The sequence below is a fragment of the Maricaulis sp. genome, assembly GCF_017642925.1.
In the GTDB taxonomy this organism is placed as follows: domain Bacteria; phylum Pseudomonadota; class Alphaproteobacteria; order Caulobacterales; family Maricaulaceae; genus Maricaulis.
Genome location: NZ_JAEPOL010000006.1, coordinates 16,567 through 43,203, shown reverse-complemented (window position 1 = coordinate 43,203; position 26,637 = coordinate 16,567). Strand labels below are relative to the sequence as shown.

Below are 26,637 nucleotides of genomic sequence, written 5' to 3'. Positions count from 1 at the left end.
TTCTGTTCGTATCGGAGGTGGGCCTAGTGGCCGCCTTCCTGAGGTTCTTCACCGGCAGCAGCCTCGTCGTCTTCGGCCGGTGCGGGTTCCTCACCCTCAGGCGTCATCTCTGCAGCCTGCTCGCCGGCCTCTTCACCGGCATCGCCCATGGCTTCACCGGCCTGCTCGGCCATATCGGAGACTTCCTCCGACATTTCGCTCTCTTCCGGCAGCGGGTCCGGGAAGGGCAGCGGGTTGTCCGACAGGCTGTGCAGATAGGCGATCAGGTCGAAGCGCTGGGCTTCGTCGCTGAGGCCGCGGAAGGACATCGCCGTACCCGGAGCGTAGGAGGCCGGGCTCTCGATGAAGTGGTTCAGGGCCTCATAGGTCCATTCCCCTTCCAGCGCCTGCAGGGCGGCGGAATAGGAGAAGCCGGCATGGGTCGCGATGTCCGCGCCCACAACACCCCAGAGATTCGGGCCGACGCCATTGGGGCCACCTTGTTCGAAGGTGTGGCAGGCAGCACAGCGGCGCGCGACACGCTCGCCGTTGGAGATATCGGCATTGGCCAGCAGGAGGCCGTAGTCGGTGGGGCCTTCCTCGACCGGTTCGGCGTCGCCGCCGCCCGATTCGATTGCAGCCCAGTCAACCGGATACGAGGTGTTCTCGTCGGTCAGCTCGTGCGCGCCGTGCGAGGGAACCAGCAGGTGCCCAAGCTCGGTAATGGCCATGACAGCCAGCACTGCGCCGATCAGGACACCGGCCACCTTGTTCCAGAAGAGATCGCCCATGGACGCCCCCAAAATTAGTCAGGTCGAAAGTCGGGGCCGTGTTTGGCATGCGCTGCGCGGACAGGCAACAGTCCAGCGCGTTCTTGTGCATGCGTTAACACGACGCATGACCGCAGGCTTGCAGGATTTTCATGTAACGGAAAGACCAAAAATCGCAGTTCGCGCGTTGTGGCGGGGCGAGCCGGCTGCAGCCGGGATTGCCTGACAGGCGGATCATGACGGGGAGGGCATGATGCCGGTCAGACGGTCTGCAGACGGACGGCTTGAAACCCCCGAAGCCCGTTCCCAGCTGTGGGACGGGCTGGGAACCCGCAACTGGCGCAACGACGCCATGTATAGAGTAAGGTTGATAAAAATGCTGCGTACCCTTTCCCTCGCCTCCCTTTCCATCCTTGCGCTCACTGCCGGTGCAACGGCCCAGCAGGGCGAGTTCCGCCTCGGCGGCGGCTATGAGCGCTTCGACTTCGACGATGTCGATGTGGACACGGCCGTTGTTCGCGGTGGCTACGACTTCAATCGCTTCTTCGGCGTTGAGGGCCAGGCCAATATCGGCATCAATGACGAGTCCGTGACGGTGGCCGGCGTGACCGGCGATGTCGGTCTCGATTATTCGCTCGGCGCGTTCGGTGTCGTGCGCCCCTGGTCGAACGAGCAGGCCAATGTCTTCCTGCGCGGCGGCTACACCACGACCGAATTCGATGCCGATATTGCCGGTCTGAACTATGACGGCAGCGACGAGGCCTGGGCTTTCGGCGTCGGCGGCGAGTGGTTCTTCGCCGGCGATAACGGCGTCCGCCTCGACTACACCCGCTATGACTACGATGAAGGCGGTGAAGCCGACACCTACGGCATTTCCTACGTCCGTCGCTTCGGCGGCTAGACAAAGCCGGGAAATACCCAGCGAAACGAAAGGCCGCGCCCGCCGGGTGCGGCCTTTTTCTTTCATTGCGGACACGTAATCGAGATGAACGCCGCGTTCAGCCCGGGCTCACGCATCCGGCGGCAATTTCCCCGTGCGAGGGCATCAAATGCGAGGAAATACAAAATGTTCAGAGTGCTGAGTGCGTGCGTGCTGGCATGGGCGGGGCTGGCTGCGGCCGGTCACGCGCAAACCGCTGACAATGGCTTCAACCTGTCGGGCGGCTACAGCCGTATCGATCTCGAGAATTTCGATCTCGGCGCAGCAACGATTCGCGGCGGCTATGATTTCAACCGCTATCTCGGCGTCGAGGCCCAGCTCGATATCGGCATTGACGGCGACGACGCCAATGCCTGTCCGGTGGATGCCGTGTGCATCGCCGCGATCTCGACGCTGGATCTGGAATACTCCGTCGGTGCGTTTGCCGTCGGACGTTTGCCCGTCACCGACAGTTTCAGCGTGTTCGGCCGCCTGGGTTATGTGACGACCGAGTTCGACGCGAATTTTGCCTATGGCGGTTCCACGGACGACCAGGCTATCGCCTGGGGTGTCGGGGCCCAGTACGAGGTGTGGGAGAATGGCGCGATCCGTTTCGACTACACCCGGACCGATTATGACGATTTTGGTGAGGCCGACAGTTTCGGCCTGTCCTATGTCCATCGTTTCGGCGGCTGACAGCCGGCTTCGGAACCGTGCGAAAATGAACGGGAGCTGCGATGCGGCTCCCGTTTTCTTTTGACCGGTCTTCGAGGGAGGACTCGGTGATCCCGTCCGGGTGTGATACGGTTGTGTTACGGCACCATAAGGGCTGCATAACTGCCCCATAAGTGCCCCATGCGTGTGACGCCGCGCATCCTGCGAGTGCCATAACCCGCCGGTCGTGCGGCGCTCCGGGCCGAACGGGCCCGGATCTGTTCTGACAGTTCCGACCCACACCGCCCGGCGGCGGTCTGCTGGGCGTCGCACGAAAGGCGATGCAATGACACAGTTCACGATTTTCGACGAAACGTCCGCACCCGCCGACTCAAAGCCGATCCTGCGTTCGGTGAAGGCCCGGCTCGGCTTCATCCCCAACATCATGGGCGAGCTCGCTGCGTCGCCTTCGGCGCTGGACGCCTATGCGACCCTGTCGGCCGTGTTCGGACGCAGCGGCCTGACCCAGATCGAGCGCAATGTCGTCCTGCTGACCACCGATTTCGAGAATAATTGCGGGTATTGCATGGCGGCGGATTCGACGATCGCCCTGAATACGGGACTCGACCGCGAAATCGTTGTGGCGATCCGCGAAGGACGGGTGATCCAGAGCGATGCGCGGCTCGAAGCCTTGCACCAGTTCACCCGTGCCATGGTGCGCGAGCGGGGCCTGGTGGAGCGCTACGATATCGACGCCTTCCTGCGCGCCGGCTTCACCAAGGCCAATGTGCTCGACGTGGTGACCGGCGTGACGCTGAAAACCATGTCCAACTACACCAACCACATCGCCGAGACCGAGCTGGACGACAGTTTCGCGCCGATGGCCTGGTCCAAACCTCTCCTCCAGCATGCCGACTGATCAGACGGAAGCCCGATTGGCGGACACCTGCGGGGCCGGATAGCCGGCCCCGTCTTTTTGCCAACTCACCTTTTTGCCGCCCCGCCTTTTTGCAGGACGTCAGATTTTCCGCTCGACCCAGAGTTCGGCCAGGCGCCGGGCAATCGCGATCGAGGGCGGCATGGCGGCGTCCGGGTGCGTTCCGGCCAGCATGTCGCGGACATCGTCCCGCGAGAACCAGCGCGCGTCTTCCAGCTCGTGGGGGTCGATCGTCAGTGAGGCATCGAGCACCGGCGCGACCAGGCCCACCATCAGCGAGGAGGGGAAGGGCCAGGGCTGGGCCATGACATAGCGGGTGGCGGCGATGTCGGCGGTCACGCCCGACTCTTCCTTCAGTTCGCGCGCGCAGGCCTCTTCCAGCGTCTCGGCCGGTTCGACGAAACCGGCGAGCGCCGACCACATGCCTTCCGGCCAGCTCGCCTGCCGTCCCAGGAGGCAGCGCTCGCCGTCGGTGGCGAGCATGATCACGACCGGGTCGACGCGCGGGAAATGTTCGGCGCCGCAGCCGTCGCAGCTGCGGCGATTGCCGCCCGAGCGCATGCGGGTCGGCTGGCCGCAATTGGCGCAGAAGCCGTGCCGGTCGTGCCAGGCCAGGATGGACTTGGCATAGCCGTAGATCGCGGCCTCGTCGGACGAGAGCCCCATGGCGGCGCGCCGGGCGTCCAGGCGCATCGTGCCCTCCGGCTCCGGCGCATCGGTCTCCAGCTGGGCGGCAAAACAGGGCGAGCCGCGATAATGGCCCAGAAAGACGCGCGGTCCTGTTGTCGGCAGGGCGGCCAGCTCGTCCGGGCGGAACCAGAAGATGGCGCCCTCCGGCGACAGCAGCGGATCGCCCGCCTGCAACACCATCCACCAGCCCTCATCGCCGTCCATCAGCGCATTCAGCCTTGCTTCGTCGCGTCTGAGGACTTCACCGCGATCCAGCGGAGCGCCGGCAAAGACGAGCGGGGCGGCATCGGCAAGCAGGGTTCTGTCATTCATGGGGAGATGTCCGGTCAGCGGCTTTGCAGGCTTAGCCGCATGCGGCGCGGGCATCAATCGGGCAGTGCGGGCGACGCCCCCCTACAGCGCGACGCGTTCGCCGTGTTCGGGGATGTGGCAGTCCCAGCCCAGCTCGTGCTCGATCCGGTCGCGCAATGCCCGCGAGGCCTGCGGCTCGCCGTGCACGAGAAAGGTCCGGCGGGGCGGCTGTTCGAAGCGGCGAAGCCAGCTCATCAGCCCGTCGGCATCGGCATGGGCCGACAGCATGGGCAGATCCGCCACCTCGGCCTCTATCGGAACGGTGCGGCCATGCAGCCGGATCTCGTCGGCACCGGCGAGAATCGCCGCGCCGGGCGTGCCGGGTGCCTGGAAGCCGGAGAACAGGATCGTGTTGCGCCGGTGCGGCGCATAGGCCTTGAGGTGATGCTGGACCCGCCCGCCGGTCACCATCCCGCTGGCGGCGATGATGATCTTGGGCATGGGATCGGCAGTCAGCTCCTTGGACCGTTCGGTGTCGCGGACATATTCGATCATCCGGCCCATGGCGCGGGCGTCGGCGGCGCTCAGCTTGTGCTCGCCGACATGGCGGTTGAGCAGGATGCTGGCATCGATGGCCATCGGGCTGTCCAGATAGACCGGGATGGAGTCCAGCCGGCCGGCACATTTCAGCCGCCACAGATGCCAGGTCAGCAATTGGGCGCGGCCGACCGCAAAGGCGGGAATGATCACGGTGCCGCCGCGCCGGACAGTACGCTCGACAACATCGTGCAGCAGGTCGGCGACGTCGCGGCGTTCGTGCAGGCGATCGCCATAGGTGGTTTCCAGCAGAAGAAAATCGGCGCGGCCGACAGGGTCGGGATCCGGCAGCAGCGGATCGTCCTCGCGGCCCAGATCGCCGGAAAACACGACGCGGCGGCCTTGCCAGTCGAGCGTGACGGTCGCGGCGCCGAGAATGTGGCCGGCCCGGCGGAACACCAGCCGCGCTCCGGGAACCGGCTCGACCGTCTCGCCGAATTCGACACTGTCGAACTGTTCCATCGCGGCCTTGGCGTCTTCTTCGGTGTAGAGCGGCAGGGCCGGATCGTGGCGCGAGAAGCGTTTGCGATTGGCGTATTCGGCATCGCGCTCCTGGAGATAGCCGCTGTCGGTCAGCAGGATTTCACACAGATCCAGGGTCGGCGGGGTGCACAGGACGGGGCCGCGATACCCGTCCTTGATGAGGCGGGGGATATAGCCGGAATGATCGAGATGGGCGTGGGACAGGGCGAGGGCGTCGATCCGCGCGGGATCGATGCCGAAACCGGACCAGTTGCGGGTGCGGATGTCGCGCCGGCCCTGGAACATGCCGCAGTCGAGCAGGATGTCCCGTCCCGCCGAACTGAGAAGATGCCGCGACCCGGTCACCGTACCGGCCGCGCCGAGAAAGGTCAGCTCGAGCTTTTCCATCCGCATCCTCCTTGAAGCACCTTTCCGGGGGAGACGCGCAAAGGCAAGCGTGGCGACGCGCCGCAGGGGCCGGATCCATTTGTCACTTGCATCTGCGAATGAGTCGCAATTATTGTCGGGGCAGGAGGTGTCGAAATGGATCCGAAATCGCAACGATCGTCAGCCCTGTGCGCTCATCACGCCCAGATGGCTGTCCGCGACTGGCTGGAGACCCAGGCGCGGGTGACGGGGTACTGGCGTGACGTGCTGCTGTCCTCGGGCGGCAGCGAGGAACTCATCGCCGTGCTCGACCATCATGCCGATGTCCTCGCGGCTGCCGCCCGGCTGGACAGCGCCGAACCCGTCTTCGCGCACTAGCGGCGGTTCCGCTCGCAATGCCGGGAACCCCCGCGCGTCCTGCAACGTTCCATTGAGAACCAGGCAGAGGCGCGCTGCACGGCAGCGCTCGGTATCGTGGCAAAAGCCAGACGGACAGTTCTGATCGCCGGCATGATTGCGGCCGCGCTCGTCGCGACTGCGGCCGGAAGCCTGTGGTTCCTGTCATCTGCAGACCGGGCAACCGGTTTCATCGAGGCCCGGCTGACGGGCGCAGCCGGACGGACGGTGGAACTGGGTGAAGGCTGGCTGAGCCCGGGATGGCAGCCGGTGCTCCATCTGCGCGGCCTGTCTGTCGAGAATGCGGGCACGGCACAGACCGTCGACATGCGCCTCGATCCGGCCGGTCTTCTGCCGGGGCGTCCGCTGATCGTCCAGGCCGGCATCGACGAAGCGTCCTTCACCTACCGCATGCGGGGCCGCGACGATGCAGGAGGAGGGCTGCCGGGCTATCTCTCCAATGTGCGCGATGTCGACATCACGCAATTGCGGCTGCGCATCCGGCGGCCGGGACGCGAGCCCGCACTGCTGATCATCACCGAAGCGCGCGGCAATCTCGCCAGCGGCGATTTCCGTCTCACCGCGGCAGGCGGGCGGTCGGTGCTGCATCTCAACGGGTCGGCCGAAGGCCTGTCGCTGGACGGGTTTTCCGGCGAGATGGAGATGCACGGGCGTAACTTCGCCGAGCTGGCGGCGGTTTTCGGCCTGTCGGCACCGGATACGCCGCCCTTCTCGCTGTATGGCGATGTCTCGCATGAGGACGGTATCTGGACCTTCAGCCCCTTCAACGGGCTGGTCGGCGACTCCGATCTGGCCGGCACCATGTCCGCTGATTTCGGACGGCCGCGCCCGCGGCTGACGGCGGACCTCACTTCCGACAATCTCGACTTTGACGATCTGGGCGTGGTGATCGGCGCGCCGTCGGACATCGAGCGGACCACCGCGAATGACGAGCAGGAAGCGGCCAACCGGGCCTATGCGTCCAGCGGACGGCTGATCCCGAATGCGCGTCTGGATACCACGCGCGTGCGCACCGCCGACGCCCGGGTGCGCTTTACCGCCCGCAATGTGCAGGCCGGAGCCGTCCCCCTGAGCGCGATGGAGATCGTTTTCCGGCTGGAGGACGGCGTGATGACCTTCGAGCCGCTGGCCTTCGAGACACAGGACCGCGGCCGGCTGACCGCCTATGCGACGATCGATGCGCGCACAGACACGGTGCGCACGGATGCCGAAGGCGAGCTGGACGGGTTCGAGCTGGCTTCGATCGGCAATGGACAGCTGGCCCGGGGCCAGATGCATGTCGCCTTCGCCCTGGCCATGACTGGTGCGGACCTGCGAAGCGCCTTTGCCTCGGCCGATGGCGAGATCACCGCGCAGGCGGCGCCGGGGACCCGGATCCGCCATCTCGCCGTCGAGGGCGCCGGTCTCGATGTCGGCGAGATCCTGCTCCTGCGTTTGTCGGAAGACGAGGCCGATCCCGGCTTCATTCCCGTGAACTGCGCGGGCGGCGTGTTTCGCGCGCGGAACGGCCGGCTTCAGGCGGAACACGTCTTTGTCGATACGGATGACAGTGTCGTCGCGCTCGACGGCCAGGTCTCGCTGGAGACCGAACGGCTGGCGCTCGCTGTTGCCGCGGAGGCGAAGGACGTCTCCTGGGGCAATCTGCTGGGCGGCGTTGCCGTGAACGGAACCCTGCGCAATCCCGACATTGATGTGGATGCGGCGCCGTCTGTGCTGCAGGGCGTGCTGGCGGGGCTTCTGGGCAGTGCAGCGGGTCCGCTGGCAGTGCTTCCCTTCACCGAACTCGGTCTGGGCGAGGCGGTGTCCTGCGACAGCCTGCCGGGGCCGCCGGCCGGGTGAGGCCGTGGCGAAAAAGGCTGCAGGCCGCGGCTTGCATGACGCTGTCCGGCGGGCGATATAGGGGGCGGAAGGCCGGCGGTGGACGGGCACCTCGCCAACCCGGTCAGGTCCGGAAGGAAGCAGCCGTAACGAGTTTCGTCCGGGTCGCTGTCCGGTCTTCCACGCGCAATCGCGCCGCCCGGCTCGGGGGACGCCCCCGGGACAGGGTCTGTCAGCCGCAGCCAGAAGAGCCCTCATGGACGATACGCCGCTCCCAGCTGACGATACCGCAGCGGGCGAAGCGTTGATGCCGGGTCTCGACCTGCCGCAGACGGCGCCGGACCCCGGCTACCAGGTGCTGGCCCGCAAATACCGCCCGTCAAAATTTGAAGACCTGATCGGCCAGGACGCCATGGTGCGCACCCTGACCAATGCCTTCGCGGCCGGCCGTATCGCCCATGCCTACATGCTCACCGGCGTGCGCGGCATCGGCAAGACGACGACGGCACGCCTGATCGCCCGCGCGCTCAATTATGAAACCGATACGGCCGACGGACCGGCGATGACGCTGTCCGAACCGGGCCGCCATTGCGATGCCATCGCGCGGTCCGCGCATGTCGACGTGATGGAGATGGACGCCGCCTCGCGTACCGGCGTCAACGATATCCGCGAAATCCTCGACGGTGTGCGCTATGCGCCGGTCTCCGCGCGCTACAAGGTCTACATCATCGACGAGGTCCACATGCTGTCGACCTCGGCCTTCAACGCGCTTTTGAAGACGCTCGAGGAACCGCCCGAGCACGCCAAGTTCATTTTCGCGACGACCGAGATCCGCAAGGTTCCGGTGACCGTGCTGTCGCGCTGCCAGCGTTTCGACCTCAAGCGGATCGACCGCGAGGTTCTGACCGATCATCTGACACGCATTTGCGGCCTGGAAAACGCGTCTGTCGATCGCGAGGGCCTTTCCCTGATCGCGCGCGCCGCCGAGGGCTCGGTGCGCGACGCACTGTCGCTGCTGGACCAGGCGATCGTGCAGGGCAGCGAGGAGACCGGTCCGGTCACCGCGCCGCAAGTACGCGACATGCTGGGCCTGGCGGACCGGGCCCGTGTGCTCGATCTCCTGGAGCAAGCCCTGTCGGGCAAGACGGCGGACGCGCTGGACGAGATCGGTGCGCTCTACGATGCCGGCGGCGATCCGGTGGTGATCACGCGCGATCTTCTGGACTATGTCCATGCCATTTCCCGGGTGAAGGCGGCCGGTCCCGGCGCCGATCTCGGCGAAGCGGCGGACACGGTCCAGCGCATTGCCGGGCTGGCGGAAAAACAGTCCCTGGCCCAGCTGACCCGGCTCTGGAAAATCCTGCTGACCGGGCTCGACGATGTGCGCAACGCACCGGACGCGCTGGCCGCAGCCGAGATGACGGTGCTGCGCCTGGCCGCTGCGGCCTCGCTGCCGCCGCCCGAAGAGGCCGCGCGCATTCTGGCCGGGCATCCGCCTGCCGCGCGCAGCGAAGCGTCTGCCCCGTCCGCTTCTCCGGCCGGGGAGGCGCCGGGAAAGCCTGAGCCGGCGTCGCAAGCGCCGGCGCACGCTGCCCGCACCGCTGCGCCGGTTGCGCCTGCCGAGGCCGAGAGTGAACTGCCCGGTCCCCGGACGTTCGAAGCCCTGATCGCGCTGTTGCGCGAAAAGCGCGACATTGCCCTGCAGTCGGATGTCGAGCGCTATGTGCGCCCCGGCGCCTTCCGTCCGGGCTCTTTCACCTTCCAACCGGTCGAGGACTGTCCGCCGGATCTGGCCCAGCGGCTGGCCAAGCGGCTGCAGGAATGGACCGGTGCGCGCTGGGCGATCCTGGCCGATCATGAAGTGCGTGGCGGCGAGACCTGGGCGGAACGCCGTCAGCGCGAGGCCGAGGAAAAACTGGAGCGCGCCCGGCAGGATCCCGCTGTGGCAGAGGCCTTGCGCCTCTTCCCGGGCGCAGAGATTGTCGCCGTGCGCGAGGCGCCGGCTGCCGATGGCGATGCAGACGAGAAGACAACGGAGAGACGGGCATGAAAGACCTGATGGGCCTGATGAAACAGGCGCAGGCCATGCAGCAGAAAATGGCCGAAGCCCAGGCCAGGCTCGACGAGGCCGAGGTGACCGGTGAGGCCGGTGCCGGCCTGATCGCGATGACGATGACCGCCAAGGGCGATCTGAAACGCGTCTCGATCGACAAGAGCCTGATCGATCCGGACGAGCCGGAAATCCTGGAAGACCTGATCCTGGCCGCCCATGCCGACGCGCGGCGCAAGGCCGAGGTGCGCCAGCAGGAAGTCCTCAAGGAAGCGGCCGGCGGGCTGGACCTGCCGCCCGGCATGAACCTTCCTTTCTGATACCGGGCGCTGACGATGCGAACCGCTTCTGCCGGCCCGGAAATCGAGCGACTGATCACGCTGCTGGCCAAGTTGCCGGGGCTGGGGCCGCGTTCTGCGCGCCGCGCCGCGCTCCACCTTCTGGGCAAGCGCGATGCCGTGATGCGGCCGCTGGCGGACGCGCTGGCCGACGCCGCCGACAAGATCCGCGCCTGTTCGACCTGCGGCAATCTCGATGTCACCGATCCGTGTGCGGTCTGTGCCGCGCCCAACCGGGCGGAGAAGGAAATCTGCGTCGTCGAGACGGTCGGCGACCTGTGGGCGCTGGAGCGGGCCGGGGCCTTCAAGGGCCGGTATCATGTGCTGGGCGGCGTCCTGTCAGCCCTCGACGGGGTACGGCCGGACGATCTCAACATCGCAAAGCTGATCGAGCGGGCAAGCGACGAGACGGTGACCGAGATCGTGCTGGCGCTCAATGCCACGGTCGACGGCCAGACCACCGCGCACTACCTGGCCGACAAGCTGGAACCGTGCGGTGTGTCGGTGACGTCGCTGGCGCGCGGTGTGCCGGTGGGCGGCGAGCTGGACTATCTCGACGACGGCACGCTGGCCGCGGCTTTCCGCAGCCGGTCGGCGGTCTGAGCGCGCGCTTTCCCGTCAAGACTAGGCAAAGCGGCAAATCGTCCTAAACTGCCACCGGACGGCCGGGGGCGGCATGGACGATACCGACACTTTCAGCGGGATGAATCCCGAACGGGTTACGCGGAAGGCCTTCGTGCTGTTCTTCTGCACGGGCCTGTTCATGGTCTCGCTGGTGATGGCCGCGCTGACGGCGATCAAGGTGCAGGTCGTCCATCTCGGCCCGCTCGACGTGCTGGTGCCGGCCGGCACGCTGGCCTTCTGCTTCACCTATCTGGCGACCGATGTGATCAGCGAGGTATGGGGCCGCGGCTATGCGCTGTGCGTGGTGTTGATCGGCGTCATCATGCGTTTCGTTGTGGCGCTCCTGATCCTCTACGCCATGTATCTGGAAGACATTGCCGGTTTCGTCTCGGCTGCGCCGAGCTGGACGGCCGAGCGTCAATCGGAATTCGTCTCGGTCTTCTCGTCAGGCATACGGACCAATTTCGCCGGCATTGTCGCCTTCTTCGTGAGTGCGCTGGCCGACGTGCTGATCTTCCATCATCTGCGCCAGCGCGACATGGGCCGCAATCGGCTGTGGCTGCGCAACAACCTGTCGACCATGGTGTCGCAGATCCTCAATTCGACGATCTTCATCACGGTGGCCTTCGGCGGGATCGAGAGCTGGGCCGCGATCGGCAGCCTCATCCTCGGCCAGGTCGTGGTGAAACTGCTCGCCGCCGCGGTCGATACGCCGCTGGTCTATCTGTTGCGCAATATCGCCGAAGGCCGGTCGCTGACTGACATGCGGGGTTAGCCGCCCGGTCAGGGAATGACCGGATCCAGTCGCAGCACGCTGCCTTCCAGATCGTCGGTCAGCAGGTAGATATGCCCGTCCGGACCGGCCTGCACATCGCGGATCCGGTCGCCGCGCTCGGTCAGCAGCTCTTCCTCGGAAATGATCCGGTCGCCCTCGACCTCGTAGCGCACCAGCATCGAGCCGGCGAGGGCGCCGACAAACAGATCGCCCTGCCATTCGGGAAACTCGGTGCCCTCATAGAAGGCCATGCCCGAGGGCGCGATCGAGGGCACCCAGTACCACAGCGGCTGTTCCATGCCCTCGGCCGCGCGGGCATCGGAGACGGGCGTGCCGTTGTAGTTGATGCCGTAGGTGATGGCCGGCCAGCCGTAATTCAGGCCGGGGCGGATATCATTGATCTCGTCGCCGCCGCGGGGACCGTGCTCGTGGGCCCAGATGGCCCCGGTCTGGGGGTTGCGGGCGATGCCCTGCACATTGCGGTGGCCATAGCTCCAGATTTCCGGCTGGGCACCATCTGCGCTGACATAGGGATTGTCGAAGGGAACCGAGCCGTCATCATTGAGGCGCACGATGGTTCCCAGATGATTGTCCAGGTTCTGGGCTTCCTGGAAATACTGGGCGCCTTCGCCCAGCGTCAGCAGCAGGGTGCCGTCGTCCAGGAACAGGATGCGGCCGCCGAAATGATAGCCGCGCTGCTTGTCGAAATTGACGCGGAACAGGGGTTCCACGCCTTCCAGTGCGCTGCCGTCCTCGCTGAGCCGGCCGCGGGCGAGCGCGGTGTGATTGGCGCGCGAGGAGCCCTCTGAATACGCAAAATAGACCCAGCGGTTTTCGGCGAAGTTCGGATGCAGCGCCAGGCCGAGAAGACCGCCCTGATTGTCGACCAGGATCTCCGGCAGCCCCTCGACCGGCGCCTCGCGCAGCGCGCCGTCATCGATATAGCGCAGGCGCCCCTCGCGCTCGGTGACCAGCATGTCGCCATCCGGCAGGAAGGCCATGGACCAGGGGAATTCCAGCCCGGTCGCGACGGTCTCGACGCGGAAATCGGCCTGTTCGGTCTCGTGGATCGTGTCTTGCGCCATTGCCGGTCCGGACAGGACGGCAAGGGCGAGCCCGGCGGCAGCAACGCGCATGCTTGTCTCCCTCATTGCCGGACCAATCTAGGGCGAAGCGATGTGCGAATGAAGGGGCGGGCGGCGTGTTCTCCACCGCCCGCCGCACCGGATCAGGCCGCCTCCACGTCGGCCAGGTATTTCTGGATGTCCGCCTTGATGGAATTGCTCCGGCGCGAGAGTTCCTCGGCCGTCGAGGCGACCTGGGTCGCCGCAGCGGAGGTGCTGCCGGCCGCCGTTTCCAGCATGCCGATCGAGCGCGTGACTTCTTCGGTGCCGGTGGCAGCCTCGGTGATGTTGCGATTGATCTCGTTGGTGGCAACGGTCTGTTGCTCCGCCGAGCTGGCGACGGCTGTCGAGATCGCATTCATGTCGTTCACAACGCTGTGGATGCCCTGGACCGAGTCCACGACGGCCTGGGTGCGCTGCTGGATCGCGCGGATCTGTTCGGTTACGCTCGCGGTGGCCTGCTCGGTCTGGTTGGCGAGATTCTTCACCTCGCTTGCAACCACGCCGAAGCCGCGGCCGGCCTCGCCCGCTCGCGCCGCCTCGATCGTGGCGTTGAGAGCGAGCAGCTTGGTCTGGTCGGTTATGCCGACGATCAGGACGAGGATGTCTTCGATCTCCTGCGCGGCCTTGCTCAGGGCCTGGATATCGCCCAGTGCATTCTCGGTCCGGCTGGATGCGGTGTCGGAGATTTCGGCCGTCCGGTCGATCTGGCGGGCCACTTCGGAAATCGCCGTGGCCAATTCCTCGGTGGCGGCAGCCACAGTCTGGACATTGGCCGAGGTCTGAGTGGTCGTGGAGGATACGCTTTGCGTCTGCGCGCTGGTCTCTTCGGCAGCAGACGACATGGAGTTGGCGGTGGCAGCGAGCTCCTCGGCCGCGCTGGCGAGGGTCGCCATGGCCTGTTCGATCTCGGCTTCGAAAGCGTCGGTGAGATCCTTCACCTTGGCGGCGCGTTCCGTCTTGCGGCGGGCATCCGCCTGTTCGCGCTCGATCTGGCTACGCTGTTCGTGCGCCGCCTTGATGAAGTGCTGCAGGGCCTCGTTCAGATCGCCGATCTCGTCCCGGCGCGCCGCGCCGTCTGTATCGACGTCCAGATCGCCCGATGCGACACGCTTCAGGTTCTGCACCACGCGGGTCAGCGGACGCACGATACCGGCTCGGCTCAGCAGGAAGGCCAGCACGAAGCCGCCGATCGTCGTGGCGAGGCCGACCAGGATCATGGTGATGCGAACGGTGTTGTTCAGGGCCGCGGCTTCGGCGATCACCGCTTCGCCCTGCAGGTCGGTGAAGTCGACATATTCGGTGATCGCGGTGCGCAGGGTCGACATCGCGTCGCGCGAGCTGTGGACCGCTGCCATGGCGGCCTGCTCGTCTGCATTCATGTCCCGGTCGCCGGCACGGGACAGGGCGTCAAAGGAGGAGGCGAGCTCCTCGAGATAGTCTTCATAGGCGCTCTCGACTTCTTCCAGCAGACGGATCTGGTCGTCATCGGCGAGGGACTGGGCCTGTTCGAGCCGGTTGGTGAAGGCGGCGCGGCTTTCGCGCGTCACACGCCGGACATCTTCCAGCTCGGCGGGGTCGGCGGCGGCGCGATACTCGGCCCGGCTGAGTTCGAGCGCATTCTGTCCCATGCGGCTGCCCAGACGGATCTCGTCGGCAACGCGCTCAACGGCGAGGGATGCCGCCTTGACGCGGGCCAGGCTGGTCAGGCCGATTGTTCCCAGAGCGACGGTCCCGATCGACAGGACGCCGACGATCAGGAGGATTTTGGTGGAGATGGAGAGGTCGGAGAGCTTGGGCATTGGATGAGTCCCGCAAATATTGATGCGGGAAAAAGCGCCCGAGAATTTTTATCAATTGCTAAGGAAATAGGTTAACGAAAAGTGAGCGCGCTTATAACGAATTACCAATTTGAATAGAGCTATTATCTTTTTGAATTTAAAAAGATAATTGTTCTCGGCGAGTGTGTCGCCGTTTGATGGCAGATTGACGCACCCGGAAATACCTACAGCGAGATCGATCCGGCAAAGCTGGCCAGGCGCGGGGCGAGGCGCGGCTGGAAGGCGCTGACCTGCGACCAGCGGCGGCGCAGGCGGGCCGGCATTTCAGCAGCGGCGCCCGGCATCAGGCCGGCGGCTTTCTCGGCAATCTCCCAGCTGCGGATCGCCGTTGAGGCGAGACCCGGTACCAGGACGCGGCCCTGGTCCAGCGGCACTTCATAGCTGGCATAGTATTTCTTGTAGTGCAGGCCGCCGCGGCCCAGATCGAGGCGCTCGATGCCATGTTCCGCCGCCTGTTCGAACAGGCCGTGCAGCAGGAGGAGGCCCGGCGAATAGCGGGCCAGTTCCGGATCATAGGCCGGGAACCAGGAATGATAGACGCCGCCGGCCCTGAGGCCGAACTCGACGGCGGCCAGCCGGTCGCCGAACCAGAGCGAGGCGGTCAGGCCCGAGAAGTCCGCCGTATCGAGCGTTCGCAGATCGTTCAGGGTCTCGCGCACCCAGTCGATTCCGAACACGTTCAGCTTGCCGGTGGTCTCGTACTGGGTCTGTTTCCAGGCATCCAGCTGGGCAAAGGCGCTGCCATCGGCATCGCCGATGACGACGCGGGCCGGGCCGATATCGCGCTCGGCCGCGCGCTGGCGGCGTGCGGTCTTGCGGAAATGGTCACGGTATTCGGCGCGCTGCGCGGCAAAATAGGCGTCGGCACCGCCGGCCAGATCGACCATCACCGATCCGTCGCGGCCGCGGCGGGCGCGGTCGCAGCCGCCCCGGGCACAATGCCAGTTGTCGAACACCATGGCGGAGCCGCCGCAGGCCCGCACGATCCGCTCGAGCGGTATCTGCACGTCCGGCCGGGCGATCACGCCCTGGTAGTCGCTCATCGGTGCCCCGACCGGGCGGATCACCCCGTCATGGGCGACATGGTGCGGGAAGAAGCCGGCGATCTCGCCATCCTGTTCCACAACGGCAATGCGGACATCGGAACGGGCGCGCGCGATCGCGGCGGTGAATTCATAGTGGAAATAGGGGCTGATCAGGCGTCCCTGCGGAGCCGCCCAGGCGTTCCATTTCGCGACCAGCTCGCCGGTCATGTCTCCGATTGAAACGATACGCACGTGCATGCACGCTCTCCCACATCCCTTGCCCGTCAGGATGCAGGATCGAGGCCGTTTTCCCCTCCTGCGCGAGCGGATTCGGGTGACAGTTTCTGTCGCGGCGGGCTGGCATTGTGGCCGCACACGACCGACTCACGCAGAATGACGTGCAAAGACAAGGCGACCCCATGATGCTGACCGAAATCGCTCCGGAAACCTGGCTCCTGCTCGGCGGGATGGCGCTCGCCATCCTGCTGCTGGCCGTACTGATCCTGCGCCGTCCGAAGGCACAGGACGGGTTTGCCGCCGACCAGGCCGAAACCCTGCGGGCCGAGCGGGATCAATGGCGCGAGACGGCAGAGCAGCGCGCGACCGAAGCCGTGGAGGCGCGCGAGAAGCTGGCGCGTCTGGAAAGCGTGCGCGAGGAGCGCGACCGCCTGCTCAAACAGTCCGAGGAATTGCGGGCCGAGCGGGACCGTCTGTCGGCGGACTTTGCCAGTCTGAAATCCGAGCACGACGCCACGCAGCGCCATCACGGTGAAAAGCTCGCCGAGCTCGACAAGGCGCGCGAGCGCCTGACCGAACAGTTCAAGCTCACCGCCAGCGAAATCCTCAAGACCTCCGGCGCCGAGCTGAACAAGCAGAGCGCGCAGAACCTGCAGACCCTGCTCAATCCGCTGCGCGACCAGTTGAAGGATTTCCGCGAGAAGGTGGAAAAGGACGCGACCGAGCGATCGGGTCATGCCGGCGAGATCAAGCAATTGATGGAGACGGTTCGCAAGGACGCGCATCAGATGTCGGCGGACGCCAAGAACCTGGCCAATGCGCTGCGCTCCTCCTCCAAGGTGCAGGGCGACTGGGGCGAGATGGTGCTGGCCACCATCCTGGAACGCGCCGGCCTGCGCGAGGGGCATGAATTCTTCACCCAGCAGAGCGAGACGACCGAGGACGGGGCACGCCGCCGTCCGGATATCGTTGTCGAACTGCCCGGCAAGCAGCGCCTGGTGATCGACTCGAAAGTCTCGCTCACCGCCTTCGAGCGCTGCGTGAATGCCGAGGAAGAGGAGGAGCGCGGCGCGGCCCTGAAACAGCACCTCACCTCGGTGCGCAGCCACATCAAGGCGCTGGGCGAGAAGGACTATGCGCAATTCTACGAGGGTGTCTCCTTCACCCTGATGTTCGTGCCGCTGGAGGGCGCCGCCTCGCTGGCGCTGCAGAACGATCCGGACATTTCCGTTTATGCCTGGGAACGCGATGTCATGATCGCCACGCCGACCACGCTGATGATGGCGATGCGTACGGTCCAGAACCTGTGGACCATTGACCGCCAGAACCAGAATGCCCGCGAGATCGCCAGCCGGGCTGGTGCGCTCTACGACAAATTCGAGGGTTTCGTCGGCGATCTGGAGAAGGTGGGCCAGCGGATCGATGCGGCCAAGGGCGCCTGGCACGACGCCAAGAACAAGCTGGTCGACGGGCGGGGAAATGTCATCCGCCAGACCGAGATGCTCAAGAAGCTCGGCGCCTCGACCAAGAAATCCCTGCCCGACGGATATCTCGACGCAGCGGGCCTGGACGAGGATGACGGCGAGCCTCGCGCCCTGTCTGCGCCGGAAGCGGAGTCAGAAGCGGCGAATTCTTGAACCGTTAAGCCGCTGCGACTATTTTAGGGGCATGGCTATACGTGAAATTCTTACCGTCCCGGACCCGCGTCTGAAGGAAGTCTCCCAACCGGTCGACCGGGTGGATGACGAGCTCCGTGCGTTGATGGACGACATGCTGGACTCGATGTACGCGGCCGATGGCATCGGCCTCGCCGCGATCCAGATCGGTGTGCCCAAGCGCGTGATCGTGATGGATCTGGCCGGTTCCGACGAGGAGCCGCAGCCGCGCTATTTCGTCAATCCGGTCCTGTCCGACCCGTCCGACACGCTGCGTCCCTATGAGGAAGGCTGCCTGTCGGTGCCGGCCGTGTTCGACGAGGTCGAGCGTCCCGACCGCATCCGCGTGCAATATCTCGACTATGACGGGAATGAGCGCGACGAGATCGCCGAAGGCATGTTCGCCGTGTGCATCCAGCACGAAATGGACCACCTGGAAGGCATTCTCTTCATCGACTACCTCTCCCGCCTGAAGCGGCAGCGGGCGGTGCAGAAGGTGAAGAAGGCCGAAAAGGAAAAGTCGCGCGACGCGGCTTAGGTTTTTCTCCCCATTTCATTTCAGAATTTCACGGTTTTCCCGGACGGAAGCCTGCGAAGGCAGGCTGCAGATCCGGGACCCAGTGGACGTGAAGCCGGCTCGACGCACGTCTTGTAGGTCCCGGCTCTTCGTCCCGCTTTCGCGGGACATGCGGCCGGGAAAAATGCGCGGGGAGGAAACTCTTCTGGCTCCTACCCCCGCCCGTGCGGCCGTTCCAGATCCAGTGCCGGTCCCACCGGGACGATGCCGGTCGGGTTTACGTTTTCATGGCTGGCATAGTAGTGCTTCTTGGCGTGGTCGAAATTGCAGGTGCCGGCGATGCCGGGCCATTGGTAGAGCTCGCGCATATAGCCGGACAGGTTGGGATAGTCCGCGATCCGCCGGATATTGCACTTGAAATGGCCGTGATAGACGAGGTCGAAGCGCAACAGGGTGGGCAGTAGACGCCAGTCCGCCTCGGTCGGTGTGTCGCCGGTCAGGAAACGCGTCTCCGCCAGAATGCCCTCGATCCAGTTCAGACTGTCGAAGAGCGGGCGCACGGCCTCTTCATAGGCGTCCTGTGTGGTCGCAAAACCGGATTTGTAGACGCCATTGTTCACCGTCTCGTAGATGCGGTCGTTCAGCGCGTCGATTTCGTCGCGCCTGTCTTGCGGATACCAGTCGCCCGCCGCTGCACCGACGCCATCGAAGGCGGAGTTGAACATGCGGATGATCTCGGCGCTCTCGTTCGAGACGATGCGGCCGGTCTGCTTGTCCCACAGCACGGGCACGGTGACACGGCCGGAATAGTCCGGCTCGCTCTCCAGATAGACCTGGTAGAGGAAGTCCTTGCCGAAGAGATCGTCGCCGACAATGCCGTCGCCGCGATCCTTGAAGGTCCAGCCATTCTCGCCCATCAGCCAGTCGACGACGGAGACCGAGATCATGTCTTCCTGGCCCTTCAGCGCGCGGTAGATCAGCGTGCGGTGCGCCCAGGGGCAGGCATAGGAGACATAGAGGTGATAGCGCCCGGGCTCGGCCTTGAAACCGCCGCGGCCGGAGGGGCCGGGCTCGCCGTCCGGCGTCACCCAGTTGCGCAATTGCGAGGCGGAGCGTTCGAAGCGTCCGCCGGTCTTGTCCGTATCATACCAGCGGTCCTGCCACTGGCCGTCGACGAGGAGGCCCATCGGGTTCTCCTTTCCTGGTGTTGCGAGTGTGCCGGGTACCGGACCCGCAATTGATGCTACGGGTCCGGCCGGTATCGGTTCCGCCTAGAAACGGCCCGCCTGGAAGTCGCGCACCGCCTGGTGCAGCTCGGCTTCGGTATTCATCACGAAGGGGCCGTAGCGCGCGACCGGCTCGTTGATCGGCTTTCCGGCCACCAGCAGCAGGCTGGCGCCTTCGGGCCCGGCGGTCAGCTCGATCGTATCGCCGTCCTCCAGCACGCCCAGATCGGGATCGCTCACCCGGCCTTCGCCGGACGAGACCATGCCCTTGTAGACGGCGATGAAGGCGGTGTGGTCCGCATCGATGCTTTCACGCAGCGTGGCGCCCGGTTCCAGCACGATGTCGATCAGCGTCGGCTGGATCGAGACCGATTTCGCCGGGCCTTCAACGCCCGAGGCACTCTTGCCGGCGAGCACGCGCAGGGTCGCCCCGTCGCGGGTTTCCACCGGGATCTCGTCCCTGGAGAACTCCTGATAGCCCGGATCGGTCATCTTCATGTGCGAGGGCAGGTTCACCCACAGCTGGAAGCCCCACAGGCGGCCATCCTCCTGCTCGGGAATCTCCGAGTGCACGATGCCGCGGCCGGCCGTCATCCACTGGATGCCGCCGCCCTCGATCACGCCGGCATGGCCCTTGTTGTCACCGTGGCGCATCTTGCCGTCCAGCATGATCGTCACGGTCTCGAAGCCGCGGTGGGGATGGTTCGGGAAGCCGGCCATGTAGTCCGCGCTGTCGTCGGAGCGGATCTGGTCGAGCATCAGGAAGGGGTCGAGATCCATCAGCCCGCGATGGCCCAGCATGCGGGTGAGTTTCACGCCGGCCCCGTCGGAGGTCGGCAGGCCGCGCGAGACCTTGGTGATCTTGCGCGGGCGGGTCAGGGTATCGGTCGCAGTCATGGCGATGCGCTCCTTGTCTTGCAGGCCGCTCGGGCCTTGGCTTGACCCCAAGATAGGCATGATCGGCCGCGCGACCCACCACGCCGGACGAAAAGGATTGTTTCCACTGCGGCAAGGATCGGGCAGGGTAATCCGCGATTGGGGAGAGAGATTGCCAATGAAACACCTGATGACCGGCCTCGTGCCGCTGGCCCTGCTGGCCTGTTCACAGCCTGCAGACCAGGCCGACCTGTTCGACCGTCTCGGCGCCTATTGCGGCCAGGCGTTCGAGGGGCATGTCGCCAGCGACGATCCGCGCGATGCCGACTGGGCGTCGCAGCGTCTCGTCATGCATGTGCGGGAGTGTTCGGACACGGAAATTCGCATTCCGCTGCATGTCGGGGAGGACCGGTCGCGGACCTGGGTGATCACGCGCATGGGCGACGGCCATCTGCGTCTCAAGCACGATCACCGTCATGAGGATGGCAGCGAGGACGTGCTGACCCAGTATGGCGGGGATACGGTCTCGCCGCCGACCGACAGCCGGGCCGAATTCCCCGCCGACGATTTCTCGCGCGAGCTGTTCGAGCGCGAGGGTATTCCGGCCTCGATGGAGAATGTCTGGTCGATCACGCTGACCGACGACAGCTTCACCTATGCGCTGGACCGTCCGGAGCGGCATTTCGCGGCGGAGTTCGATCTGACCCGGCCGGTGGATGCCCCGCCCCCGCCCTGGGGTTTCGAATAGGGCTCAAAAACAAGCCCGAAAACAAGACGGGCCGGTCGTTGGGAAACCGGCCCGTCAGGTTTTCGATGCGGAGAGAAGCCCGGGGCAGGATCGTTTCCTGCCCCGGAATGCTGAGTGGTCGCGTGGTCGAACCGGTGAACCGGTTCCCACTTCACCTGACCACGCTTTAGTTCTGCGGCTCTTCGTCGGTGTGGCATTCGCCAGAGGCGGCCACGTCCACGCCGGCGAGCTCGGCTTCGCAGGCATTGCCGTAGGTTTCGCCGTCGGAACCGCACACCGGAGCATAGTCCTGGGTGCAGACCGCTTCGGCTTCCACCGTTTCGGCCGGGGTTTCAGCATCGACCGTTGCGTCGGTCGACATGTGGTCCGTACCGGTGTCCTCGACGACCGTTTCGGCCGGGGTTTCGGTGACGGTTTCGCTCGCGACAGACGTGTCGTCCTGGGCAGCGTCCTGAGCTGCGGAGACGTCTTCGGAAGCAGTGCAGGCCATCAGAAGCGCGCCGCCCAGAAGAGCAGCGGAAATTTGCATGCGCATGTATGGTGTCCTTGACCCTCGTGCCATGATTGGCACGCGGGTGCGATTTACCATTATGCCCGTTATTGGGGTAGCGGGACGTTGATCGCCGGCCATCACGAATTATTGCGTGGCTGAAGCAAATCCCGTCCCGCCGTGAACGCTAGTCCGCGCGGCATTCGCCGTCATGGACAATACTGACCCCGGCCGAGGCCGCGGTGCAGGCATTGCCATAGGTCTGGCCGTCACAGCCGCAGACCGGGCGGTATTCCCGGGTGCACATCTGCGGCCGGGGCTGGCAGGTGCCGGGCGCGTCGGCTGCGCCGCACATGGCGGCCTGTTCATAGCGGCAGTAATTGGCCTCCGGCGCACCGCCGCAAATCCGCTGGGGACGCGTATTGCCGCCGCACATCTCGCCGATACCGACGACGACCGGGTCCGGTCCGCCATGGCCGGGCGGCGGGCTGTCAGTGGCGGCGCAGGCGGCGAGCAGGGTCAGGGGCAGGACAAGCCAGGCGAGTTTCATGGGTGACGCTTCCTCTTGGCGTTTCATTGCCGGGGACGATATCACACCCCAAGCCCAACCTCAGATGAATGTTGATCGACAATGACGCTCCGCCTCGCCTTCATGGGAACGCCCGACTTCGCCGCCCGCTCTCTGGCCGAGATCGCCGCCGCCGGCCATGAGGTCGCCCGGGTCTACACCCAGCCGCCGCGCCGGCGTGGCCGTGGCCAGGCCGAGCAGAAGACACCGGTCCACCAGCTCGCCGAAGTGCTGGGCATTCCGGTCTCGACACCGGACAGTTTCCGCGATCCGCAGGTGATCGAGGAGTTTGCCTCGCTCGATCTCGATGTCGCCGCCGTGGTGGCCTATGGCCAGATCCTGCCGCAGGCGGCCCTGGATGCACCGCGCATGGGCTGTCTCAACCTGCACGCCTCCCTGCTGCCGCGCTGGCGCGGGGCGGCGCCGATCCAGCGCGCCATCATGGCCGGCGATGCGACGACCGGCGTGCAGATCCAGCAGATGGAGGCGGGTCTGGACACCGGCCCGATCCTGCTGTCGGAAACCGTTGCCATTGCCCCCACCGATACCGCGGCCAGCCTGCACGACAAGCTGATGGAGACGGGCGCCCTCATGTGGCCGCGCGCGCTGTCGGCGCTTGAACGCGACAGTCTGGAAGCCGTGCCGCAATCGGAGGAGGGCGTCACCTATGCGAAGAAGATCTCCTCCGAGGAAGCGCGGATCGACTGGACGCGCCCGGCCAATGAACTGGCCAATCATGTGCGCGGCCTCTCCCCCTTCCCGGGCGCCTGGTTCGAACTGGATACCGGCAAGGAGGCCGTGCGGGTGAAGGTGTTGATGGCGCAGGCCGAGACGGGTTCGGGCGCGCCGGGCGAAGTGCTCGACGGCAATCTCCTGATCGCCTGCGGTGAGGGCGCGCTGCGTCTCACCCGCCTGCAGCGGGCGGGCAAGGGCGCCATGGATGCCACCGACTTCCTGCGCGGCAACAGCGTCGAACCCGGCACGGTGCTCGCCTGATGCCGCGCTACAAGATCACCATCGAGTATGACGGGACGCCCTTTGCCGGCTGGCAGCGCCAGGACAATGCCCCTTCCGTCCAGGCCTCGCTCGAGCGCGCCGCGGAACGTCTGGATGGTGCGCCGGTCCTGGTCTATGGCGCCGGCCGGACCGATAGCGGCGTACATGCGCTGGGGCAGGTCGCGCATCTCGATCTCGTCAAGGATCTGGCCGCTGACAAGGTGCGCGATGCGCTGAATTATCACCTCAAGCCCGATCCGGTCGCCGTTCTGGAGGCCGAGCGCGTGGACGATGAATTCCATGCCCGTTTCTCGGCGACGAGCCGGCACTATCTCTACCGCATGATCGACCGCCGCCCGCCGCTCACCCTCGATCGCGGCCAGGTCTGGCGGGTGCCGAAACGTCTGGACGCCGATGCGATGCATCACGCGGCCCAGGCGCTGCTGGGACAGCATGATTTCACGACATTCCGCGATGCCCAGTGCCAGGCGGAAAGCCCGGTGAAGACGCTCGATGCGGTGCAGGTCTCGCGCTATGGCGAGGAGGTCCAGCTGACCTGTTCGGCGCGCTCCTTCCTGCACCGCCAGGTGCGCTCCATGGTGGGCTCGCTGGTCGAGGTCGGCACGGGCAAGTGGAGCGCGAAGGATTTCAAGGCGGCGCTGGACGCCGCCGATCGCAGCCGCTGCGGGCCGGTTGCGCCGCCGGACGGGCTCTACCTCGTCGCGGTGGACTATCCGCCGGGCGCCTGAGGCGCGATCAGGGTGGCGAAGTAGACGGCGACCGCAATCTCGATTGCCAGCACCGGCACGGCGGCGGCCAGGGCCGAGGTGATGGTCGGCAGGCCCAGCGAGACGTAGGCGATGCGCCAGTGCGCGAGGACGCGCAGATAGGGATAGACGAACAGCGCGACCCGCATCAGCTCCACCGGCAGCAGCCCGGCCGTGAACACGGTCCAGAACACGAAGAGATAGGCATACAGCCACAGGACGGCCCAGTTGTGTACCACGATCCAGCGCACGAAACCGGCGCGTGCGCTGGTAACCTGCGCTGCCAGGGCGGCCGAGATCGGGAACAGCACCCAGGACAGGCCCTGGATCAGGAATTCGTCGGCCCAGCTCAGTTCGCGCCCGACGGCCTGGCCGGCGACATGGATCATCGCGATCATCGGTACGGCGAAGAGGATCGCGGCGAAGGAGCGCCAGAACCCGCCCATCGACACATCGAAGCCGGACTGCCAGTCCGGCCGGAAGGTGAAGATGCGCCAGCTCGCGCCCAGCGCGACCCAGGCTTCCGCGACCAGGCGCATCATTCCGGCGTATCCTTGAAATAGCGATCCAGAATGCGCGCATAGATCCGCGTCAGGCTCTCGATATCGCTGACGGGCACGCGCTCATTGACCTGGTGCATGGTCGCGCCGACGAGGCCGAACTCGGCCACGGGCGCATAGGCCTGGATGAAGCGGGCGTCGGAGGTTCCGCCGCCGGTGGTCAGGGCGGGCCTGCGCCCGGTTTCCGCTTCCACGCAATCCTGCAGCAGGCTGGTGAAGGCGCCTGCCGGTGTGAGGAAGGCTTCGCCCGTAACATGGATATCGGTCTTCACCTGCCCGTCGAAATGCAGGTTCACGCCGGCCGCCTCATCCTCGATCCAGCGGGTCAGATCGGCGCCGGTATGGGCGATGTTGAAGCGGATGTTGAAGCGGGCCCGGGCGGTGGCGGGAATGACATTGGTGGTCGGATTGCCGACATCCACCGTGGTGATTTCCAGATTGGACGGCTGGAAGTGCGGCACGCCGCTGTCCAGCGTCCGCGCGGTCAGCCGCGCCAGCAGGTCGAGCAAAGGCGGGATCGGGTTTTCGGCCCGCTCCGGATAGGCCACATGCCCCTGGCGGCCGGTGACGGTGATCTCGCAATTCAGCGATCCGCGCCGGCCCGACTTGATCGTGTCGCCCAGCGCATTGGGATTGGTAGGCTCGCCGACCAGGCAATGGTCGAAAGTCTCGCCTTCGGCCTCCAGCGCCTTGAGCACGGCCTTGGTGCCATTGATCGCCGGACCTTCCTCATCGCCCGTGATCAGGAAGGCGATCGAGCCGTCCGGCGTGCCGGACGCGTCGAGATGGCGGCGCACGGCGGCGACCATTGCGGCAATCGCACCCTTCATGTCGGCCGCGCCGCGTCCCCACAGAACCCCGTCCGCTTCTTCGGCGGCAAACGGTGCGCGCTGCCAGCCGGCCTCGTCACCGGGCGGCACGACATCGGTGTGTCCGGCAAACAGGAAGCAGGGCGAGGCTGTGCCGAGGCGGGCATAGAGATTGTCGACCTCGCCGAAAGGATAACGCCGGCAGGCAAACCCCATCGCCTCCAGCATGCCCTGCAGCACGTCCAGCGCACCGGCATCGGCCGGCGTGATCGACGGGCGCCGGATCAGCGCCTGGGCGATCGGGACTGGATTGGCGAGGTCGAAGCCGGTTTCAGAGGTCAACAATAAGATCCTTGCCGAACATCAGGCCGGCATGCCGGCAGGCGGTCTTGAGACGCGAAAGCTTTTGTTCCTTCGAGAGGTTCACATCGACATACCAGTCATCGATCAGCTTTTCAGCATGTTTGGCCAGCGCCGGCGATCGCGGATAGAGCGCGTCCGGGGAATGCGCCACGATCCGGCGGTTTCGCGTGCCAGCATGAGCGAGTGCGGCCAGCAGGCCCGGACGGGTTTTCTCCAGCCAGATCAGCCCCAGCCGGTAGGCGGCCTTCTGGCTGGGCGCGAAACAGGCCCTTTCTCCGAGCTGGACGAGATAATTGCCGGTTCGCCTTTCCGTCTCGTCATTCGGATCCTGCCAGTCGGGCGGCAAAGTCGGGCTCATGCGACCCGGTGACAAGGTCGAGCCCGTCCGATCGAGCAGCGAAGTCGAGCTCATGCGATCCGGTGACAAGGTCGAGCCCGTCCCATCAAGCGGCAAAGTCGGGCTCATGCGATCCGGCGACAAGGTCGAGCCCGTCCGATCGAGCAGCGAAGTCGAGCTCATGCGATCCGGTGACAAGGTCGAGCCCGTCCCATCAAGCGGCAAAGTCGGGCTCGTACGATCCGGTGCGCCACCGCCGACATTCCCTTCCTCGCCTCCGGCCGACGCACTCCGTTCCGCAGGGTCCGCAGGATGCGTCTTATAAGGACTGTCAGCGCTTAGAAGGATGCGGCGCAGAATGTCCAGTGCGCTCTCGTCCAGTGATTGCCGGTGAGATTCCAGTGCTTTGTAACACTCCAGGTCCAGCTCGATGGTGTTTTGCGCCGACATGAAGGCCTCCGGGGATGGACTTGTAAGCAATTAGAAGGATTAGAAGGAATGGTGTCAATGCTCCCCATGATACCGGGTGCGCAGGGTTCGCTTGATATGAGACCGGGAGGGGATCGGGGCGCCTGTGCAGGGACAATATCTTCACGGGAATACATTATCTCCACAGGAGTTCGTTATCTCCATGGGAATACGTTATCTCCACAGGAGTTAGCTATCTCCGCAGGAGTTAGCTATCTCCGCGAGATTCCGTTGGGGGATTCCGGAATGCGCTCTCGGCGGCGCGCCTCATCCCCGGGGCGGTCAGGCGACCGGTCACACGATGCACCGATGGTACACAGCC

Annotated in this window: 27 protein-coding genes and 1 other RNA gene; 15 read left to right on the top strand and 13 right to left on the bottom strand. The window is 65.6% G+C overall.

Features of this window, described 5'->3' with window-relative positions:
• Nucleotides 1-23: 23 nt before the first annotated feature.
• Complete coding sequence (locus tag JJ918_RS06405; protein ID WP_291884728.1) at nucleotides 24-770, bottom strand: cytochrome c family protein; 747 nt, start codon at nucleotides 768-770, stop codon at nucleotides 24-26.
• A 232-nt stretch (nucleotides 771-1,002) separates the two neighbouring features.
• Between JJ918_RS06405 and JJ918_RS06400 the strand changes: the two genes are divergently transcribed.
• The 3 genes from JJ918_RS06400 (at nucleotide 1,003) to JJ918_RS06390 (ending at nucleotide 3,241) form a co-directional block, all read left to right on the top strand.
• The gene (locus tag JJ918_RS06400; protein ID WP_291884725.1) at nucleotides 1,003-1,650 is read left to right on the top strand and encodes a porin family protein; all 648 of its coding nucleotides are present in this window, start codon (nucleotides 1,003-1,005) and stop codon (nucleotides 1,648-1,650) included.
• A gap of 165 nt (nucleotides 1,651-1,815) precedes the next feature.
• Nucleotides 1,816-2,364, top strand: coding sequence for a porin family protein (locus JJ918_RS06395; protein ID WP_291884723.1), 549 nt, complete (start codon nucleotides 1,816-1,818; stop codon nucleotides 2,362-2,364).
• A gap of 304 nt (nucleotides 2,365-2,668) precedes the next feature.
• Nucleotides 2,669-3,241, top strand: a complete 573-nt coding sequence (locus tag JJ918_RS06390; protein WP_291884721.1) for a carboxymuconolactone decarboxylase family protein — start codon at nucleotides 2,669-2,671, stop codon at nucleotides 3,239-3,241.
• Nucleotides 3,242-3,340: 99 nt separating this feature from the next.
• On the opposite strand, the gene nudC is transcribed toward JJ918_RS06390, so the two are convergent.
• Together nudC and JJ918_RS06380 are read right to left on the bottom strand one after the other, a co-directional pair.
• Nucleotides 3,341-4,261 (bottom strand): NAD(+) diphosphatase, encoded by a 921-nt coding sequence (gene nudC, locus JJ918_RS06385; RefSeq protein ID WP_291884719.1) that lies wholly within the window; start codon nucleotides 4,259-4,261, stop codon nucleotides 3,341-3,343.
• Between the two features lie 81 nt (nucleotides 4,262-4,342).
• Nucleotides 4,343-5,707, bottom strand: a complete 1,365-nt coding sequence (locus JJ918_RS06380) for an MBL fold metallo-hydrolase RNA specificity domain-containing protein (protein WP_291884717.1) — start codon at nucleotides 5,705-5,707, stop codon at nucleotides 4,343-4,345.
• Between the two features lie 135 nt (nucleotides 5,708-5,842).
• Between JJ918_RS06380 and JJ918_RS06375 the strand changes: the two genes are divergently transcribed.
• The 7 genes from JJ918_RS06375 to JJ918_RS06345 all read left to right on the top strand — a co-directional run bounded on the left by JJ918_RS06375 (nucleotide 5,843) and on the right by JJ918_RS06345 (nucleotide 11,708).
• A complete protein-coding gene (locus JJ918_RS06375; RefSeq protein WP_271186366.1) occupies nucleotides 5,843-6,064 on the top strand; it encodes a hypothetical protein in 222 nt (73 codons plus the stop codon).
• A 96-nt stretch (nucleotides 6,065-6,160) separates the two neighbouring features.
• Nucleotides 6,161-7,942, top strand: a complete 1,782-nt coding sequence (locus tag JJ918_RS06370; RefSeq protein WP_291884714.1) for an AsmA family protein — start codon at nucleotides 6,161-6,163, stop codon at nucleotides 7,940-7,942.
• A 66-nt stretch (nucleotides 7,943-8,008) separates the two neighbouring features.
• An RNA gene (gene ffs, locus JJ918_RS06365) (signal recognition particle sRNA small type) lies at nucleotides 8,009-8,106 on the top strand.
• A gap of 71 nt (nucleotides 8,107-8,177) precedes the next feature.
• Entirely contained in the window at nucleotides 8,178-9,971 is a 1,794-nt protein-coding gene (locus JJ918_RS06360) for a DNA polymerase III subunit gamma/tau (RefSeq protein ID WP_291884712.1), read from the top strand.
• Entirely contained in the window at nucleotides 9,968-10,291 is a 324-nt protein-coding gene (locus JJ918_RS06355) for a YbaB/EbfC family nucleoid-associated protein (protein WP_291884709.1), read from the top strand. Before JJ918_RS06360 ends, JJ918_RS06355 begins: the two co-directional genes overlap by 4 nt.
• Nucleotides 10,292-10,306: 15 nt before the next feature.
• The gene (gene recR / locus JJ918_RS06350) at nucleotides 10,307-10,912 is read left to right on the top strand and encodes a recombination mediator RecR (RefSeq protein WP_291884708.1); all 606 of its coding nucleotides are present in this window, start codon (nucleotides 10,307-10,309) and stop codon (nucleotides 10,910-10,912) included.
• A gap of 73 nt (nucleotides 10,913-10,985) precedes the next feature.
• Complete coding sequence (locus tag JJ918_RS06345; RefSeq protein WP_291884706.1) at nucleotides 10,986-11,708, top strand: queuosine precursor transporter; 723 nt, start codon at nucleotides 10,986-10,988, stop codon at nucleotides 11,706-11,708.
• Nucleotides 11,709-11,716: 8 nt separating this feature from the next.
• Here JJ918_RS06345 and JJ918_RS06340 read toward each other — a convergent pair whose 3' ends face one another.
• The 3 genes from JJ918_RS06340 to JJ918_RS06330 form a co-directional block, all read right to left on the bottom strand.
• Nucleotides 11,717-12,844, bottom strand: a complete 1,128-nt coding sequence (locus tag JJ918_RS06340; protein ID WP_291884703.1) for a PQQ-dependent sugar dehydrogenase — start codon at nucleotides 12,842-12,844, stop codon at nucleotides 11,717-11,719.
• 92 nt (nucleotides 12,845-12,936) lie between these two features.
• Nucleotides 12,937-14,634, bottom strand: a complete 1,698-nt coding sequence (locus JJ918_RS06335; RefSeq protein ID WP_291884701.1) for a methyl-accepting chemotaxis protein — start codon at nucleotides 14,632-14,634, stop codon at nucleotides 12,937-12,939.
• Between the two features lie 203 nt (nucleotides 14,635-14,837).
• Nucleotides 14,838-15,956, bottom strand: coding sequence for a GNAT family N-acetyltransferase (locus JJ918_RS06330; protein WP_291884699.1), 1,119 nt, complete (start codon nucleotides 15,954-15,956; stop codon nucleotides 14,838-14,840).
• A gap of 161 nt (nucleotides 15,957-16,117) precedes the next feature.
• Between JJ918_RS06330 and rmuC the strand changes: the two genes are divergently transcribed.
• Together rmuC and def are read left to right on the top strand one after the other, a co-directional pair.
• On the top strand, nucleotides 16,118-17,572 hold the full coding sequence (gene rmuC, locus JJ918_RS06325) for a DNA recombination protein RmuC (RefSeq protein ID WP_291884697.1): 1,455 nt from the start codon (nucleotides 16,118-16,120) through the stop codon (nucleotides 17,570-17,572).
• 31 nt (nucleotides 17,573-17,603) lie between these two features.
• A complete protein-coding gene (gene def / locus JJ918_RS06320) occupies nucleotides 17,604-18,128 on the top strand; it encodes a peptide deformylase (protein WP_291884695.1) in 525 nt (174 codons plus the stop codon).
• Nucleotides 18,129-18,319: 191 nt separating this feature from the next.
• On the opposite strand, the gene JJ918_RS06315 is transcribed toward def, so the two are convergent.
• Nucleotides 18,320-19,294 carry a glutathione S-transferase family protein gene (locus JJ918_RS06315; protein ID WP_291884693.1) on the bottom strand — a complete coding sequence of 325 codons (975 nt, stop codon included), beginning with the start codon at nucleotides 19,292-19,294 and terminating at the stop codon, nucleotides 18,320-18,322.
• Nucleotides 19,295-19,378: 84 nt separating this feature from the next.
• Nucleotides 19,379-20,230 carry a pirin family protein gene (locus JJ918_RS06310; protein WP_291884691.1) on the bottom strand — a complete coding sequence of 284 codons (852 nt, stop codon included), beginning with the start codon at nucleotides 20,228-20,230 and terminating at the stop codon, nucleotides 19,379-19,381.
• Between the two features lie 157 nt (nucleotides 20,231-20,387).
• Between JJ918_RS06310 and JJ918_RS06305 the strand changes: the two genes are divergently transcribed.
• On the top strand, nucleotides 20,388-20,957 hold the full coding sequence (locus JJ918_RS06305; protein ID WP_291884689.1) for a hypothetical protein: 570 nt from the start codon (nucleotides 20,388-20,390) through the stop codon (nucleotides 20,955-20,957).
• Nucleotides 20,958-21,123: 166 nt separating this feature from the next.
• Here JJ918_RS06305 and JJ918_RS06300 read toward each other — a convergent pair whose 3' ends face one another.
• Both JJ918_RS06300 and JJ918_RS06295 read right to left on the bottom strand, forming a co-directional pair.
• Nucleotides 21,124-21,492 (bottom strand): Kazal-type serine protease inhibitor, encoded by a 369-nt coding sequence (locus JJ918_RS06300; RefSeq protein ID WP_291884686.1) that lies wholly within the window; start codon nucleotides 21,490-21,492, stop codon nucleotides 21,124-21,126.
• A gap of 142 nt (nucleotides 21,493-21,634) precedes the next feature.
• Nucleotides 21,635-21,997 carry a Kazal-type serine protease inhibitor domain-containing protein gene (locus JJ918_RS06295; RefSeq protein ID WP_291884684.1) on the bottom strand — a complete coding sequence of 121 codons (363 nt, stop codon included), beginning with the start codon at nucleotides 21,995-21,997 and terminating at the stop codon, nucleotides 21,635-21,637.
• Nucleotides 21,998-22,078: 81 nt separating this feature from the next.
• On the opposite strand from JJ918_RS06295, the gene fmt reads away from it, so the two are divergent.
• Both fmt and truA read left to right on the top strand, forming a co-directional pair.
• The gene (gene fmt / locus JJ918_RS06290) at nucleotides 22,079-23,011 is read left to right on the top strand and encodes a methionyl-tRNA formyltransferase (protein WP_291884682.1); all 933 of its coding nucleotides are present in this window, start codon (nucleotides 22,079-22,081) and stop codon (nucleotides 23,009-23,011) included.
• The gene (gene truA / locus JJ918_RS06285) at nucleotides 23,011-23,760 is read left to right on the top strand and encodes a tRNA pseudouridine(38-40) synthase TruA (protein WP_291884679.1); all 750 of its coding nucleotides are present in this window, start codon (nucleotides 23,011-23,013) and stop codon (nucleotides 23,758-23,760) included. Before fmt ends, truA begins: the two co-directional genes overlap by 1 nt.
• Here truA and JJ918_RS06280 read toward each other — a convergent pair.
• The 3 genes from JJ918_RS06280 to JJ918_RS06270 are packed head-to-tail and all read right to left on the bottom strand — an operon-like array spanning nucleotide 23,742 to nucleotide 26,297.
• Complete coding sequence (locus JJ918_RS06280; RefSeq protein ID WP_291884676.1) at nucleotides 23,742-24,320, bottom strand: hypothetical protein; 579 nt, start codon at nucleotides 24,318-24,320, stop codon at nucleotides 23,742-23,744. The genes truA and JJ918_RS06280 overlap by 19 nt on opposite strands.
• The gene (gene dapE / locus JJ918_RS06275; RefSeq protein ID WP_367277653.1) at nucleotides 24,317-25,492 is read right to left on the bottom strand and encodes a succinyl-diaminopimelate desuccinylase; all 1,176 of its coding nucleotides are present in this window, start codon (nucleotides 25,490-25,492) and stop codon (nucleotides 24,317-24,319) included. The genes JJ918_RS06280 and dapE overlap by 4 nt, the downstream gene beginning before the upstream one ends.
• Nucleotides 25,479-26,297 (bottom strand): hypothetical protein, encoded by an 819-nt coding sequence (locus JJ918_RS06270; protein ID WP_291884670.1) that lies wholly within the window; start codon nucleotides 26,295-26,297, stop codon nucleotides 25,479-25,481. The genes dapE and JJ918_RS06270 overlap by 14 nt, the downstream gene beginning before the upstream one ends.
• Nucleotides 26,298-26,637: the final 340 nt, after the last annotated feature.